Source organism: Paraburkholderia unamae (genome assembly GCF_003096875.1).
Lineage (GTDB): Bacteria > Pseudomonadota > Gammaproteobacteria > Burkholderiales > Burkholderiaceae > Paraburkholderia > Paraburkholderia unamae.
The window spans coordinates 17438-32763 of sequence record NZ_QEOB01000024.1; the positions used below are offsets into that span (position 1 = coordinate 17438).

At 67.5% G+C, this 15326-nt stretch carries 15 protein-coding genes; 9 read left to right on the top strand and 6 right to left on the bottom strand.

Annotated elements, in window-relative coordinates; genetic code table 11:
* The first annotated feature begins 13 nt into the window (after nucleotides 1–13).
* From C7402_RS36440 to C7402_RS36470, 7 genes are all read left to right on the top strand, one after another.
* Entirely contained in the window at nucleotides 14–1372 is a 1359-nt protein-coding gene (locus tag C7402_RS36440) for a c-type cytochrome (RefSeq protein WP_165842088.1), read from the top strand.
* Between the two features lie 7 nt (nucleotides 1373–1379).
* Nucleotides 1380–1562: a hypothetical protein gene (locus C7402_RS36445; RefSeq protein WP_112175968.1), complete on the top strand. Its 183-nt coding sequence runs from the start codon at nucleotides 1380–1382 to the stop codon at nucleotides 1560–1562.
* 28 nt (nucleotides 1563–1590) lie between these two features.
* Complete coding sequence (locus C7402_RS36450; RefSeq protein ID WP_112175966.1) at nucleotides 1591–2166, top strand: cupredoxin domain-containing protein; 576 nt, start codon at nucleotides 1591–1593, stop codon at nucleotides 2164–2166.
* A complete protein-coding gene (locus tag C7402_RS36455) occupies nucleotides 2156–3781 on the top strand; it encodes a b(o/a)3-type cytochrome-c oxidase subunit 1 (protein ID WP_116614030.1) in 1626 nt (541 codons plus the stop codon). Before C7402_RS36450 ends, C7402_RS36455 begins: the two co-directional genes overlap by 11 nt.
* Nucleotides 3778–4575, top strand: a complete 798-nt coding sequence (locus C7402_RS36460; protein ID WP_112175963.1) for a c-type cytochrome — start codon at nucleotides 3778–3780, stop codon at nucleotides 4573–4575. Before C7402_RS36455 ends, C7402_RS36460 begins: the two co-directional genes overlap by 4 nt.
* A gap of 85 nt (nucleotides 4576–4660) precedes the next feature.
* The gene (locus C7402_RS36465; RefSeq protein WP_042260258.1) at nucleotides 4661–5089 is read left to right on the top strand and encodes an OsmC family protein; all 429 of its coding nucleotides are present in this window, start codon (nucleotides 4661–4663) and stop codon (nucleotides 5087–5089) included.
* Between the two features lie 9 nt (nucleotides 5090–5098).
* A complete protein-coding gene (locus tag C7402_RS36470) occupies nucleotides 5099–5437 on the top strand; it encodes a cupin domain-containing protein (protein ID WP_112175961.1) in 339 nt (112 codons plus the stop codon).
* A 62-nt stretch (nucleotides 5438–5499) separates the two neighbouring features.
* Here the strand turns inward: C7402_RS36470 and C7402_RS36475 are convergent, their stop codons facing one another.
* Nucleotides 5500–6939 (bottom strand): cytochrome-c peroxidase, encoded by a 1440-nt coding sequence (locus C7402_RS36475; protein ID WP_116614031.1) that lies wholly within the window; start codon nucleotides 6937–6939, stop codon nucleotides 5500–5502.
* A gap of 195 nt (nucleotides 6940–7134) precedes the next feature.
* A complete protein-coding gene (locus tag C7402_RS36480; protein ID WP_116614081.1) occupies nucleotides 7135–8829 on the bottom strand; it encodes a phospholipase C in 1695 nt (564 codons plus the stop codon).
* A gap of 568 nt (nucleotides 8830–9397) precedes the next feature.
* Between C7402_RS36480 and C7402_RS36485 the strand changes: the two genes are divergently transcribed.
* Nucleotides 9398–9655 carry a hypothetical protein gene (locus C7402_RS36485; protein ID WP_116614032.1) on the top strand — a complete coding sequence of 86 codons (258 nt, stop codon included), beginning with the start codon at nucleotides 9398–9400 and terminating at the stop codon, nucleotides 9653–9655.
* Nucleotides 9656–9793: 138 nt separating this feature from the next.
* On the opposite strand, the gene C7402_RS36490 is transcribed toward C7402_RS36485, so the two are convergent.
* From C7402_RS36490 to C7402_RS36500, 3 genes are all read right to left on the bottom strand, one after another.
* The gene (locus C7402_RS36490; RefSeq protein WP_116614033.1) at nucleotides 9794–11077 is read right to left on the bottom strand and encodes a multidrug efflux MFS transporter; all 1284 of its coding nucleotides are present in this window, start codon (nucleotides 11075–11077) and stop codon (nucleotides 9794–9796) included.
* Between the two features lie 158 nt (nucleotides 11078–11235).
* Nucleotides 11236–11640: a DUF302 domain-containing protein gene (locus tag C7402_RS36495; protein ID WP_112175954.1), complete on the bottom strand. Its 405-nt coding sequence runs from the start codon at nucleotides 11638–11640 to the stop codon at nucleotides 11236–11238.
* A 132-nt stretch (nucleotides 11641–11772) separates the two neighbouring features.
* The gene (locus C7402_RS36500; RefSeq protein ID WP_116614034.1) at nucleotides 11773–13170 is read right to left on the bottom strand and encodes an MFS transporter; all 1398 of its coding nucleotides are present in this window, start codon (nucleotides 13168–13170) and stop codon (nucleotides 11773–11775) included.
* A gap of 138 nt (nucleotides 13171–13308) precedes the next feature.
* Between C7402_RS36500 and C7402_RS36505 the strand changes: the two genes are divergently transcribed.
* Nucleotides 13309–14061 (top strand): ArsR/SmtB family transcription factor, encoded by a 753-nt coding sequence (locus C7402_RS36505; RefSeq protein ID WP_341869267.1) that lies wholly within the window; start codon nucleotides 13309–13311, stop codon nucleotides 14059–14061.
* A 14-nt stretch (nucleotides 14062–14075) separates the two neighbouring features.
* Here C7402_RS36505 and C7402_RS36510 read toward each other — a convergent pair whose 3' ends face one another.
* Nucleotides 14076–15287: a M20 aminoacylase family protein gene (locus tag C7402_RS36510; RefSeq protein ID WP_116614035.1), complete on the bottom strand. Its 1212-nt coding sequence runs from the start codon at nucleotides 15285–15287 to the stop codon at nucleotides 14076–14078.
* Nucleotides 15288–15326: the final 39 nt, after the last annotated feature.

Genomic DNA, 15326 nt, shown 5'->3' on the forward strand with positions numbered 1-15326 from the left:
CGACGTGCGCAGAATCCGATCCTTTCTCCGTTCATCGCTCAAGCCATCGTTCAAGCCTTGCCGCGCGGCGCTCGCCGCAGCCACGCTCTGCGTCGCCGCCAGCGCGCTCGCGCAGACGGGCGCGCCCAGCGCCAACTCCGCCGACGCGGCGCGCGCGGCCGCGGCGGCGGCCACGGCCAACGCCAAGCCGGTGGCGAGCAACGCCGAACTGATCGCGCGCGGCGAGTACCTCGCGCGCGCGGGCGACTGCATTGCGTGCCACACGGTGCCCTCCGAGCAGATGTTCGGCGGCGGCCGTCCGATGGAAACGCCGTTCGGCACGCTCTATACGCCCAACATTTCGTCGGACAAGATGTACGGCATCGGCTCGTGGACCGCCGACGAGTTCTACCGCATGCTGCACGAAGGCAAGTCGCGCGACGGCACGCTGCTCTACCCGGCCATGCCGTTCGCGTCGTACACCAAGGTCACACGCGCCGACTCCGACGCCATCTTCGCGTACCTCCTCTCCACGCAGGCCGTGCACAAGGAGAACCGCCCGCACGATCTGCGCTTCCCGTATAACCAGCGCGCGCTGCTGCTCGGCTGGCGCACGCTGTTCTTCCGCCAGGGCGAGTTCAAGCCCGACCCCAAGCAGTCCGCCGAATGGAATCGCGGCGCGTATCTCGTGGAAGGTCTCGGACACTGCACCATGTGCCACACGGCCATCAACGCGCTGGGCGGCAACTCGGCCTCGAAGGAATTCCAGGGCGGCCTGATTCCCGTGCAGAACTGGTACGCGCCCTCGCTCACCTCGAACAAGGAAGCGGGCCTTGGCGACTGGAGCATCGAGGACATCGTCGACCTGCTGCACGCGGGCGTGTCCAAACGCGGCGCCGTGTACGGGCCGATGGCCGAAGTGGTCTACGACAGCTTCCAGTACCTCACCGAAGACGACGTGCGCGCCGTGGCCGTCTACCTGAAGTCGCTGCCCGGCCACAACAGCGAAGTCGACAAGTCGCCCAAGAGCACTTTCGTGACGGAAGAAGCCGCCCGTCTCGTGCCGCTCGGCAAGAAGATTTACGACTCGCAATGCGCGGTGTGCCATGCGGCCGAAGGCCAGGGCAAGCCCCCGCACTTCCCGCCGCTCGCCGACAACCAGTCGATCCAGATGAACTCGGCCGTGAACCCCATCCGCATGGTGCTCAACGGCGGCTACGCGCCCGGCACGCGCAAGAATCCGATGCCCTATGGCATGCCGCCGTTCGCGCAGTCGCTCTCCGACGAGGAAGTGGCGGCCGTGGTCACGTATATCCGCACGGCGTGGGGCAACCACGGCACGCCGGTTTCCGAACATGAAGTGAACGCGCTGCGCTCCGCACCGCTTTTCTGAGGCTGCGATGATCGAGACTCCCGTACCCGAACAACCGGGCGAGCGCCCGCAGCACGAACAGGTCGACGAGATCGTGGCCAACGGCCCGGGCGGCGCGCTCGCGGTTGCGGGCATCGCCACCGCCATCGTGACCGCGCTGTGGTTCGCGTTCTACTTCATCGTGTTCCTGCCGCGCGGCGTCATCCAATAAACCAGACAGAGAAGAAAAGGCCGGCCTCATGTCGAACCCCATCGATAACCATGCCAGTGCCGAAGTCGCGGCGCGCGTCGAGCGCCGCTGGGCGATGCTCATGGTGGCGCTCGTCGCCGTGCTCGTGGCCATGGTGGTTTTCACGGGCCTGCACTGGGCCATGATGCCGCCCTCGCGCGTGGAACTGGTCGACCCGGAAACGCTGCACGTGTCCGGCGAATTCGTCGAATCGAATCTCGGCAGCGCGGTGGAGAGCGACGGCTCCGTCACGGTGCGCATCCTCGCACAGCAGTATTCATTCACGCCGCAATGCATCGTCGTGCCGGCGAATACGCCCATTACGTTCCGCGCCACGAGCGCCGATGTCGTGCACGGCTTTCTCGTGACCGGCACCAACCTGAACTCGATGGTCGAGCCCGGCTATATCTCGACGTTCCGCACGACCTTCGACAAGCCCGCTGACCACCTGATGCCTTGCCACGAATATTGCGGCACGGGGCACCAGGGCATGTGGGCGCACGTGAAGGTCATCGACAAGGATGCCTTCATGCAGATGGCGAATCAGGCAGGCAATTCCGCGCGGAGACTCAGCTGTGTTAAATAACAAGCGACTCGTACTCGCCCACTTCTGGCTCGCGTTCATCGTGTTCGGCGTGGCGCTGCTGCTTGGCGCATGGCAGATGCTGGTGCGCAGCCCGCTGCACCCCTGGCTCAAGGATCCCGAGCTTTATTACCGTTCGGTCACGGAGCACGGCACCGTGATGGGCTACGTGTTCCCCACGCTCATTGCCATGGGCTTTGGCTACGCGGTGAGCGAACTGGCGCTCAAGAAGCCGCTGGTGGGCGTGCGCTGGGCCTGGCTCGGCTTCATCCTGCTCGCGCTCGGCGCGGTCACGGCCTCGGTGCCCGTGGCGCTCGGCCTCGCCTCGGTGCTCTACACCTTCTACCCGCCGATGATCGGCAACGTGTTCTATTACCTCGGCGTCGTGCTCGTGGTGGTGGGCTCGTGGATCTGGGTCGCGCTGATGGGCGTGAACACCGCGAAATGGAAACGCGAAAATCCCGGCAAACCCGTGCCGCTCGCCATGTTCGCGACCACGGCCGGCGCCTACCTGTGGGGCTGGACCGCCGTGGGCGCGGCCATCGAGGTGCTGTTCCAGATCCTGCCGGTCGCGTTCGGCTGGCGCAATACCATCGACGCCGGCCTCGCGCGCGTGTTCTTCTCGTGGACGCTGCACGCCATCGTCTACTTCTGGCTCATGCCCGCCTATATCGCCTACTACACGATCATTCCGCGCGCGATCGGCGGCCGGCTCTACAGCGACTCGATGGCGCGCATCTCGTTCATCCTGTTCCTCGTGGTGGCCATGCCGATCGGCCTGCACCACCTCTTCACCGACCCGCAGGTGGGCTCGGGCTTCAAGTTCGTGCAGTCGGTGTTCACGGCGCTCGTTTCGGTGCCCACGCTCCTCACCGTGTTCACGATCTGCGCCTCGGTGGAAATCGCCGGGCGGCTGCGCGGCGGCAAAGGGGCGTTTGGCTGGATCGCGAAGCTGCCGTGGCACAACCCGCAAATGCTGGCCGTGGCGTTCTCGTTCGTCATGCTGGGCTTCGGCGGCGCGGGCGGGCTCATCAACATGAGCTACCAGCTCGACCAGCCCGTGCATAACACGCAGTGGATCACGGGGCACTTCCACCTGATCTATGGCGGCGCGATTGTCATCATGTACTTCGCCATCGCCTACGACCTGTGGCCGCAGATCACGGGCCGCGCGCTCACGAACTGGAAGCTCATGCGCTGGCAGCTGTGGCTGTGGTTCATCGGCATGATCGTGACGACCTTCCCGTGGCACCTGGTCGGCCTCATGGGCATGCCGCGGCGCATGGCCTATTACGACTACAGCGACCCGGCGCTGGCGGGCCAGGGCGCGCTCGTCGTGCTCTCCGCGATAGGCGGGCTGATCCTCGTGATCTCGGCCATCCTGTTCTTCGTGGTGCTGCTGCAAGGCCATCGCAACGAAGTGGTCACGCCCGAGGAATATCGCTTCAGCAAGCCGGTGCACGAATCGGCCACGCTGCCCGTGGCGCTCAACAGCTTCGCGCTGTGGGTCGTGCTGATGGTCGCGCTGACCATCACCAACTACGGCTACCCCATTGCGCAACTGCTCGCGACACCGCAGACCGCGGTGCCCGCGATCCCGATTGGAGCGCAGCGATGAGCGACGAACGCCTGTTCTCGTTACGCAATGTGTGGTTTCGCGCGGGCGTGGGCGCGACGATCGTGGTGTTCGTCGCCGCCGTGCTGATCGGCTTCGTCTGGCTGCCTTCCGCGAAATCCGACCCGCAGTTCCAGGGCATCTGGAATGCGATCTGTAGCGCGGCCGGCGTGCCGCGCCAGTGGCACCCGGTGGAGTCGGCGGTCGCGCCCGACTACAAGGTGAGCACGGTGGAACTCACGCCGCACATGCTCGACGGCGCGACGAGCCTGTCGATCGGCCGCGGCGCGACGCTTGCCCTGCGCTGCACGATGTGCCACGGCCCGCGCGGCATCAGCATGGCCAATTCGCCGAATCTGGCGGGCCAGTTCGCCATCGTGGTCTTCAAGGAATTGCACGACTTTCAAACGGGCGCGCGCCAGAACGCGGTGATGTCGCCCATGGCGCGCGACCTCTCCGACGAGGACATGCGCGACCTCGCGGCCTACTACGCCTCGTTGCAGCCGATCGCGCACCTGCATGGCGGCGCGCCCGGCATCGTCGCGCACGGCGCGCCGCTGCGCAACATCCCCGCTTGCGCGTCCTGCCACGGCGGCGTGGACAGCAAGATCGGCAGCCCGTGGCTCGACGGCCTGCCGGCCGCGTACACGAAGGCGCAGTTGCTCGCCTTTGCGAACGGCACGCGCCACAACGATATTTCCGAGCAGATGCGCAACATCGCGCGCAACATGACGCCCGAGGAAATCGACGCGGCCGCCGCGTGGTACGCGGGCGAAACGCCCGCACAGCAACCCTGAAATACCGCGTGCGGGGCACGCCGCTTGCGTGCCCCGCACGCTCCCCTTTCGTCATTTCGACGTTTCCATATCGCGGAGAAACATCATGCAAAAGACGGCATCGGCCAAGTGGCATGGCGGGATCAAGGACGGCCAGGGCACCATCTCGACGCAAACCGGCGTGCTCAAGGAAGCGCCCTACGGCTTCGCCTCGCGCTTCGAGGGCGGCCCCGGCACCAATCCCGAGGAACTGATCGGCGCGGCGCACGCGGGCTGCTTCACGATGGCGTTCTCGCTCTTTCTCACCCAGGCGGGCTTCACGGCCGAGAGCATCGAGACGAAATCGACCGTGACGCTCGACAAGGTGGGCGAAGGCTTCGCCATCACGAGCTGCCAGCTCGACATGACCGCGAAGATTCCCGGCATCGACCAGGCGAAGTTCGACGAGCTTTCGAAGGGCGCCAAGGAAAACTGTCCGGTGTCGAAACTCTTCGCCAACAACGCGAAGATCACGCTCAACGCGAAGCTCGTTTGAGGGACTGTCATGGCCATCCCCCACGCCGCGCCGGGTGAGGTCTTCGACGCCCGGCCGCTAGGCGGCGCGCTCAAGAACGCGCAATCCACCACGCTGATCCGCGCGCAGGAACTGGAGGTGATCCGGCTCGTGCTGCCTGCGGGCAAGCGGCTGCCCGAGCACAGCGTGGCGGGCGAGATCACCGTGCAATGCGTCGAGGGCGTGATCCGCTTTTTCGTGAACGGCGACCCGCGCACCATGCACGCCGGCGACATGCTGTTGCTCGCCGCCGGTGAAACGCATGCGCTGGAGGCGCTCGACGACGCCTCCGTGATCGTCACGATTCATCTTGCCCAGGGCGGCAAGTAAGACCGGGGGCCGCGCGTCCCGCGCACGCAATCGCCGAACGTCGGCGCGGCGGCCCGGCGGCCTTACTGCGGCTGTGACGGCAACGGCTCGTCGTTGAGCGTCTTGAGGAAGGCGATGATGTCCTCGATGTCGCCTTGCGTCATCGCGGGCTTGTCGCCGAACTTGCGGTCGAACGGCGCATCGGTCACATCCACGTTCTTCTGGAGCTGCGGCGGGATATCGTCGTACTTGTCGATCTTGCCGTCGGGGCCGCGCGGATAGAACTTGCCGGGGTCCGTGTTGCGATCGTTGTAGAACGCCATCACCTGGTCGAGCGTGTGATAGATGCCATTGTGGAAGAACACCGTGCGCGTGGCCGTGTTGCGCAGCGTCGGCGTGAGGAACATGCCGCAGTACTGCGTCTGGTCCTTGAAGTCCGAACGGAACGGGCCGCACACGCCGAGATCGAAGAAGTGCGGGTCCTGGTTCTGCGCGAGCTTGTGGTTGCGCGGCACGCCCAGCGCCTCGTACTGGTAGTCGGTGAACATGGGCGGCAGGCCGTCCTTGCCGGGCTTCGAGAGGTGGCAGCCCGCGCAGTTCGCCTTGTCCGGATCGTTGAACAGGCGCAGGCCGCGTAGTTCGGCTTGCGTGAGGCGCGCATGGCCTTCGAGCCAGCGGTCGTACTTGCTGTTATACGGATGGAACGACGGATCTTCCACCTGGTAACGCGAGATCGCGAACATCGCCTCCGCCACGGCCATCTTCGGGTCGCTGAAAATTCGGGCTCCGAACAATGCCGTGAACTGCTTCGCGTACGAGGCCTTTTCGAGCTTGCCCGCCACCTGCTCGATGCTCGTGTTCGCCATTTCAACCGGGTTGAGCAGCGGGCCATAGGCCTGCTGTTGAAGCGTGTCGGCGCGGCCGTCCCAGAACAGACCGCCCTGCGGCACCATCTCCACCGAGGTGGACGGGCCGCCCGCCGTCTTCTGCGACTTCACCACGCTCGCGGCGGCCGTGGCCTGCTGCGCGACGGTAGGCGCGTCGTCGTTTTCGCCCGCGTCCGGCCCGATGCTGAAGTTCGGCTGGCGGTACAGGTACATGAGCGAAGGCGGCGGACGGTAGCCCTGCTGGTTCATCGCGAGACCGCCCTGCTGCACGTCGAGCCCGTTGGGCGGCCCATAGGCGTGCGCGGGGCTGTGACAGGATGCACAGGACTGCTGACCGGAGCCCGAGAGCGCCGGATCGAAAAACAGTTGCTTGCCGAGCTGCGCCATCGCCGAAAGCGGCGCGCTCTGGGGGCGTTGCAGCACGACGGGATGCGGGTTCGCGCCGGTCAGGTTCTCGACGACCTCGCCCACGGCGGCCGGCACATCGGCCGGAAACGCTGCGGCATAGGCGCAAAAGCCGAGCGCGGCGACCACGGCAACGGCGGCGGCTCGCAGCAGGAGGCGCGCGGGCCTGGCCGCCTTGCGCGGCGTGGGGGAAGACGGGGTAGGTTTGGGCGAAGCGGAAAGCTCGGACATGATGCGATCTTTCTTCTGCGAAGTTCCACGAAAGGAAAAAGCCGAACGCCGCGAGCGAGCCCCAGGGGCGCGCCACGCGGCGTGAGCCACAAGACGTCACACGAGACGTCACGGCGGCGCGAGGCCCGCCGCCCTGCACGCGCGAAACCTGCGCGTGTGGGCGATCGAGCCTCGCGCCGGCCGTCGATCAGATCATCAGATCGACGGTGCCGAGCTGAGCTGCGTGCCCTGCGTGCCGTCGAGGTACAGCACCGGCAGGCCGCCCTTGCCGCTGAAGTCGAACATGCTGCGCATGTCGCCCGCCACGGAGTCGAACGAGCCGCCGCCCAGACGCGCGCCGCCAAGCCAGTTGTCCTCGATGAAGCGGACGACCGAAGCCTGATCGATGAACGTGTGGTCGACGTAGTTGGCCTTCGCCCACGGCGAGATCACGAGGAACGGAATGCGCGTGCCCGGACCGCAACGGCCGTTGGCCGGCGAGCCTGCCACACCCGTTTGCTGCGTGCCCGTGCCGCACACGGCGTTGCCGTTGAGCTGGTCAGCCGCGGCGTACGACGAGTGCACCGGCGCCATGTACTGGTGGTCGTACCAGCCGTCCGAATCGTCATACGTCACGATCACGGCCGTGTTCTGCCAGTCGGGTTGCTGCATCAGGAAGTTCACGACCTTCGTCACGAACTGCTGCTCGTCGAGCGGGTCCGAATAGCCTGCGTGCGCGTCCTGTGCGGCCGGAGCCTTCAGGAAGCTCACCGACGGGAAGTTGCCTGCCTTGACCGACGCGAAGAAGTCGTCCGTGTCGTACTGGTGGTTCGCCGGGTCGGCCGTCTTGCCGTCCGATTCGAGCGTGTAGCCGATGGCGGCCGTCGCGCTCGGGCGCAGATGCTGCGGGTTCGACGTCGACTTGAAGTACTGGAACCAGTTGTGGTGCGGGATGTAGTCGGCCGTTGCAGCGTTCACCGCCGTCGCGATCGAGCTGCGCTTGCAGCCCGTCGTGCCGTTCGAGTTCGTCGTCTGCAAGTTGAAGCCGCCCATGAAGCCGCCCCACGTGATCTTTTGGCCGTTGAGCAGGTCGCCGATGTTCAGCGCGTTGATCATGCCCGAATCGGTCGTGCTCGAGCACACGTCATAGCCCGGGTCGACGTCGTTGATCATCGTGAGACCGCCCGCGCCGTCCTGAATGTAGTACGACGACGTCGTCGCCGTGGCCGGCTGCTTCGAGGTGTTCACGAGTTCGAGGCCGTTGGTCTGGCCCGAGACGACTTCGAGCGCGCCGGGCGTGGACGGGCCGTACGTCGTGGTCCACGCGTTGTCGCTCATCGCGAACTTCTGCGCGTAGTTCCACAGCGCCGTGACGGTGTTGCCGTCGTAGTAGCCCATCACCTGGCCCTTCGTGCCGAATGCGCCCGCGCCGCCGCTCGTGCCGTTACCCGTGTACTTCGGGAACAGGTCGAGTGCGCCGTTGTTGCCCGCTTGCTGCTCGGCCGTGTACGCGTGGTTCTGGTCGGCCGTGGCGGCCTGCGTGCGGTCGAGGCGGAACGGATTGGCCGCGCCCGTGCCGTTGCCCGTGGTGTTCAGGAAGTTCGGGTTGGCCGTGAGCAGCGTGCCCGTGAGGCCGTTGACCGTCGGCGTGCCCGAAGCGCCCGCGAAGGCCGGCTCGCCGCTCGGGTTGGTGGCGTTCGGGTAGGTGGCGAAGTAGTGGTCGAACGAAACGTTCTCACCGTAGATCACGACGACGTGCTTGATCGGCGTGGCCGTCGTGAGCGCGTCCTGCGCCGACACTACGGGAGTCGTCGTGCTCGACGACGACGTATTCGAATTGCTGCTGCCGCATGCAAACAAGGCGGCGGCAAGGCCTGCACAAGGCAGGGCGAGTAGTGCTCGGCGATACAACATGTAGTTGGGCTCCATCGATTGTTTGAGTTGCTTTTGGGTCCTGGGACGCGACGCGCACATGTGCGCCCTGCCGTCACGTTCCAGGTGAGGCTCGTCTAGCGAACGAGCCCCAATGCGCCTTACATCAGAGCGAGCGCATTACAACATCGCAAGATGACTACACGGCGAACGTTTAATTTCCGAATCCTTTCGACTTGTTTCACGACCGAAAGAATCGTGCAGATATCGGCCGTGCGGCGCGGCCCGAAGCAACGGTTACCAGGGCCCCGTGCATGGCCCGATTGCACTCCCGGCGGCGCGAGCTATAACTGAAAGTGCAGTGCGGATGTTCTCTGCGCGCCCGCTCGCCCCTTCTCCTTGCGTCGCGCCGCCCTGTGCCGCCCCCGAATGCGTGGGCGCGCTTCCCACGTGGAGCAGTGAGCTAACACGTTCGGCAGCCGTGCGCTGCGCGCCGGTATTCCGACTTTCCAGATGAGTGTGCGAGCGAGGCCCTGCGCCCGGCTCGCGTGCGTTCGCGCCGCGAGCGCCGCAGGGTCAAGGCGCACACTCGAGAAAGGAGGTTCAAATGAACATGCGCTTGGCGTTGATCGCCGTATGCGTGACGGCCGTGGCGGCCGCCGCGCCGGGCACGGCGCGCGCGAAGGACGAGCCTGTCTCGCAGGATCGCGCGCATCAAACGATGACTGAAGACGCCGATGCTTCGGCTCAGGCCAGCACCGACATGTCGTATGGCGGCACGCCGGATACGCGTGGCGCCTCGGGCCATCGCACGGGCAAGATGTGCTGGCCGCGTCCCGAGTGCGACGTTTTCTTCGGCCATTGAGCCGCGCTTCGAATCAGGCCTGGAACCGCGCAGCGCGCCGCGCCAGCGAAGCGCGGCCGGCGCGCGCGAGGCAATGAACGAGCGATGAACGCAGGCGGCGCACGCCGCCACCCTCGCCTCGCCAGCCCCGCTGCCGCGTTATGCGCGCCGGGCGAAGCCCACCGCGCGCCACACGTAGAGCGCGCCCGCCAGCATCAGGCAGCTCGTGCCGAGAAACACGGCGCGCATGCCCAGATGGCCGCCCACGAAGCCGCCGATCAGCGGCCCGAGCACCTGCCCCGCGAACTGCGCTGAAACCGAATAGCCAAGCACGGTGCCCGCCGATTGGTCGGGCGCGCTATGGCGAATGACCGTCGCGATACACGGCAAGAGCGCCGCGAGCGACACGCCCATGAGAAAGCGCAGCGCAACGAGTTGCCAGCCCGCCGTGACGAACGCCTGCGGCACGAGCAGCAGCGCCGAGGCCGCCAGCGCGCCCACGATCACCTTCGCGTGGCCCACGCGGTCCGCGACGCGCCCGAGCCGCGAGGCCGAGACGATGCTGCCGAGCGCCGCCGCCGACATCGCGAGGCCCGCGACGAAAGTCACGCGCGCGGGGTTGGGCACGAGCGTCGCCACATACACGGTGATGATGGGCTCGATCGACATGTTGGCGAGCATCAGCAGCATGCCGGTCACGAGCATGGCGATGATCGGCCGCTTGTCGGGCAGCGCGGACCAGCCGCCGCCCGCTGCGTGCTTCGCGGCGCGCGCGGGGCGCGGCGCTTCCTTCACGAGCACGCAGGTCGCGACGAAAGCCGCGAAGATCGCCGCGCCCGCCACCCAGAACGTACCGCGCAGGCCGATGAGCGGCGGCAGCGAGCCGCCCAGCAGCGGCCCGATGAGATTGCCCGCCATGATGCCCGAGGAAAGGACGCCGAGCGCCCAGGCCGAGCGGTGACGCGGCGTTTGCGTGGCGACGAGAATGGTCGAGCCCGACGAATAGCCGCCCGCGAAACCCGCGACGAGACGCAGCGCGACGAGTTCCCAGATGTTGCGCGACATGCCGATGAGCGACATCGTGACCGCCATGCCGAGGCTCGCGCGCACGAGCATGGGCTTGCGGCCGTAGCGATCGCCGAGGCGCCCCCACAGCGGCGCGACGAGCGCGGCGGTGAAGAAGGTCGCGCTATACGCGATGCCCGACCACTGCACGATCGCCGCGTGCCCGTGCACGCCCAGTTCCTCGACGTAGAGCGGCAGGAACGGCAGCATCAGCGTCATCGCCACGAGCGTCGTGAACGAACCGACCACGCAGACCGCGAGATTGCGGCGCCAGTACTGCGCGGCGGGGGATTCAGACGTAACGGAGGCGGAAGTCGAGGCAGGCGCCCCGGTGCGATCGCGTGAAGGATCGGCGGGGGATTCGGGCGGGGCAGTCATCGGCGGATGGTGGGCTTGCGGCGGGGGGCGTGCTTTGCGCGGGAGCCGGGCAAAGTCACAAGCCGCTTACGTTAAGCGAAGCGCGCCGCGCCTGTCAATTTTTTAAGCGGGTGCCGAAGAGAGCCGCCCACCCACTGCCGGGGCCTGCCTCGGGACCGCTACTGCACGGCGGTCTGGAGCAGCGCCACCACGCGTTGCAGCGGCACGAGCACCTCGGCGTCGATGCCGTACAGCGGCCCCAGCGTTTGCGAGACATCGCGGTAATCGAGCCGCGTGTGCCCCTGGTCGTCCTCCCACACCACCATGCGCAGCGGCAGTTCCACCGCCGCATGCGGGTTCGCCGCCATCACCGGGGTGCCCGCCTTCGGGTTGCCGAACAGGATGAGCCGCGTGCGGCGCAGGTCGAGCCCGGCGGTTTGCGCCGCCTCGCGCTGGTCCACGTCGGCGAACACGGCCGCGCCCGCCGTCGCCAGCGCGGTCTTCAAGCGCGCGATCGTCGTGTCGAAATCGTGTGCGCTCTTGAGCGCCAGCACGGATGAGGGATGCTGCCCGTACTCGGCCATGACCAACCTCCTTCAACGGCGACAGCGCCCGCGCGAGATGCGCGACGCATGCATGCGCACTTTATCCTGGAATGCATGCACGATGAGCCAGGGTTGAGCACGAGGCGGCTTCGGGGGGTGGCCTGCACCGCCCTACTTCGCCGCAGTCGCCTTCTCCACGCTTTGCGGCAGCGACGCATGACGCGCCCACGCGCGCCACCACGTCCACGCCGCCACGACCGAAAGCACGGCGGCGACCAGCAGGTTCGCGCGCATGCCCGCGCCGATCGAAAGGCTTGCGCCGAGCCACGCGCCCGCCACCGCCACGCCGAGCGCCGCGCCCGTCTGCCGGGCCGCGTTGAGCACGCCCGCCGCCACGCCGGAGCGCGCCTGATCGACCGTCGCCATGAGCGCGGCCGTGGCGGCGGGCGTGATGAGGCTCGCGGCGAGGCCGATGGCCGGCAACGGCATGGCCAGCACCGCGTAACGCGCGCCCGGCACGCACGCCGCCGCGCCCAGGTAGCCCGCCCCCGCGAGCAGGCACGCGAGCGCGACGAGCGCGCGCGGCCCGAGCCATGCCACTGCGCGCCGCGAAAGCAGGCTGCCGGCCGGCACCACCACGGTGAGCGGCAGAAACGCGAGGCCTGCGCGCCATGGCGCATAGCCGCGCGTTTGCTGGAAATACAGGCTGAGGTCGAACAACAAGCCGTAGAACGTGAACGCCGAAATCATCGAAACCAGCACGGCGGCGCCGAACACGGGCTGGCGAAAGAAGCCGAGCGGCAGCATGGGCTGCGCGCGGTGTTTTTGCAGCGCGACGAACGCGAGCGCGGCGGCCACCGCCACGACGAGCCCGGCCACGACGAACGGCGAGAGCCAGCCGCGCGAAGGCGCCTCGATGATGGCGGCATTGAGCAGCGCAAGCGCGGCGATGGCCGCCGCCTGGCCCGCGAGATCGAGCCGGCGCGACGCGCGTGCGCCCGTCGGCGGCGCCACGCGTGCGGCCATGACAATGCCCGCCAGGCACACGGGCACGTTGAGCAAAAAGAGGCTGCGCCAGCCGGCGAGGCCGATGATCACCCCGCCCAGCAACGGCCCGGCCGCCATGGCCACGCCGCCGAGCCCGGCCCACACGCCGAACGCGGCGGCGCGCTCGCGCGCGCTGGCGCACGCGCCGTGGATGAGCGCCATGGAAGCGGGCACGAGCAGTGCGGCGCCGATGCCTTGCAGCACGCGCCCGGCCGTGAGCAGCGCGAGGCTCGGCGCCGCGCCGCACCATGCGGACGCCACGGTGAAGGTCGCGAGCCCGGCCATGTACACGTTGCGCGCGCCGAGCCGGTCGCCGAGCGTGCCGCCCGTGAGCAGCAGGCTCGCGAACGTGAGGGTGTAGGCGTTCACCACCCATTGGAGACCGGCCACGCCGCCCGCGAGGCTCGCGCCGATGCGTTCGAGCGCGACGTTGACGATCGAGGTGTCGAGGATCACCACGACATAGCTGATGCTGGTTGCCAGGAGCACCCGGCGTTGCTGTTCGCGACTGTGTGTCTGCATGGGCTCTCCGCTGTGCCGGGACGAAAAGACCGGCCACGAGCCCAGTATCCGGCGCACGACAGACGCGATGCTTCGACGCGTGTCGAAGCATGCGACCCGCCTCGCGCGTTACGCTAGCGGCACATACCGGAGAAGCCCATGAATGGCATGAACGAGCAGCCGCGGGTGTCCGCCACCGCCTTCCTGATCGCCGACCCCGCCCGCGCCGCCATGCTGATGGCGCTCGCGGACGGCCGCGCGCTGCCCGCGGGCGAATTGGCCTATGCAGCCGGCGTGACCGCGCAAACCGCGAGCAGCCATCTGGCGAAGCTGCTGGACGGCGGCTTGCTCGCGGTCGAAAAGGAAGGCCGGCACCGCTATTACCGGCTCGCGGACGCACAAGTGGCCGCCCTGCTCGAAAGCCTGGCCACGGTCGGCGCGCGCGCGCCGGTGCGCCGCAAGCCATTGGGCCGCGAGGCGCAGCAGCTACGCTTTGCGCGCTGCTGTTACGACCATCTGGCGGGCAAGGTGGGCGTGGCGATCACGGGCTGCCTCACCCACGCGGGCTTGATCACGGCCGAAGCCGACAAGCGCTTTGCGGTGACGCCCGCTGGCATCGAATGGTTCGGCGAACTGGGCCTCGACGTCGCCGCATTGAAGCCCGGCCGCCACGGCATTGCCCGCCAGTGCCTCGACTGGACCGAGCGTGAGCATCATCTGGCCGGGCCGCTTGGCGTGGCTTTTCTCGAACTGCTGTGCGAGCGCGGCTGGATGCGCCGCGCGCCCGCATCGCGCGCGGTGCAGGTCACGCCGCGCGGGTGGCTCGACCTGCGCAAGCGCTTGGGGCTCACGCCCGAATCGCTCGCGCCCGGCGCAACGGCCGGGACATCGGTCAATGCTTCGAATGACTAATCAACTGCACTTCATCACGCCGCGAGAAAGCGCTGCGCAAGCCGCACCCAGCACGCCGCGCCGAGCGGCAGCACCTGGTCGTTGAAGTCATAGCCGGGGTTGTGCACCATGCAGCCGCCGAACTCGCCTTCGCCGTTGCCGAGCAGCAGGTAGCAGCCCGGCACCGCGTTGAGCATCCACGCGAAGTCCTCGCTCCCGTTCAAGCCCTTGGGCGCCTGCACGACTACGTTCTGCTCGCCCACCAGCTCCGTGCACACCGCTTGCGCGAGTGCGGTTTCATCGGGCGTATTGACCATGGGCGGCGTCAGTTGTCGATAGTCGATTTGTGCCTCCACGCCGTGCGCCTGCGCCGTGAGCGTGACGATCTCGCGCACGCGCGCCTCCACGAGCGCACGCGTCTCGGCGCGCGCCGCGCGAATATTCAGGCCGAGCGTGACCGACTCGGGAATCACGTTGTGGGTCGCGCCGCCGCGAATGTAGCCCACCGACACCACCGCCGGTTCATCGGGCGCCACGTTGCGCGCCACGATCGTTTGCAGCGCCGTGACGAGCGCCGCCGAGGCCACGATGGGGTCCTTCACGCGATGCGGCATTGCGCCGTGGCCGCCCACGCCCTTGAGCGTGACGTCGGCCACGTCCGAGGACAGGCTCACCGACCCCGGCAGCGCGCGGAACGTGCCCGCCGGGACGCCCGGCATGTTGTGCAGCGCGTAGACCGCGTCGCAGGGAAAGCGCTCGAAGAGACCGTCTTCGATCATCGCCTTCGCACCGCACAGGTTCTCCTCGTCGGGCTGGAAAATCAGGTTGAGCGTGCCGTTAAAGTCGCGCCGCTCGGCCAGCGTTTTTGCGGCGGCAAGCAGGATCGCCGTATGGCCGTCGTGGCCGCATGCGTGCATCTTGCCGGGCGCCTGGCTGGCGTAAGGCAGCCCCGTATTCTCGACGATCGGCAAGGCGTCCATGTCGGCGCGTATGCCGAGCCGGCGCGTGCCGTCGCCCACTTTCAACTGCCCCACCACCCCGCTCTTCCCTATGCCCGTATGCACCTCGTAGCCCCATTTTTCCAGCAGCATGGCGACGAGCTTCGCGGTTGCGCCCACTTCGAAGCCTAGTTCGGGCTGCGAATGAATCTGCCGGCGAATGCCGATGAAGGTCTCGGCGTCGATCTCGATCTCGGGCAACAAGGTGGGCAGCAACTGGAACGGAGTGAGCGTGGATTCGCGTTTCATGAGGATTCCGTAGTTCGAGTGAAGGATCGAAAGGCGCGC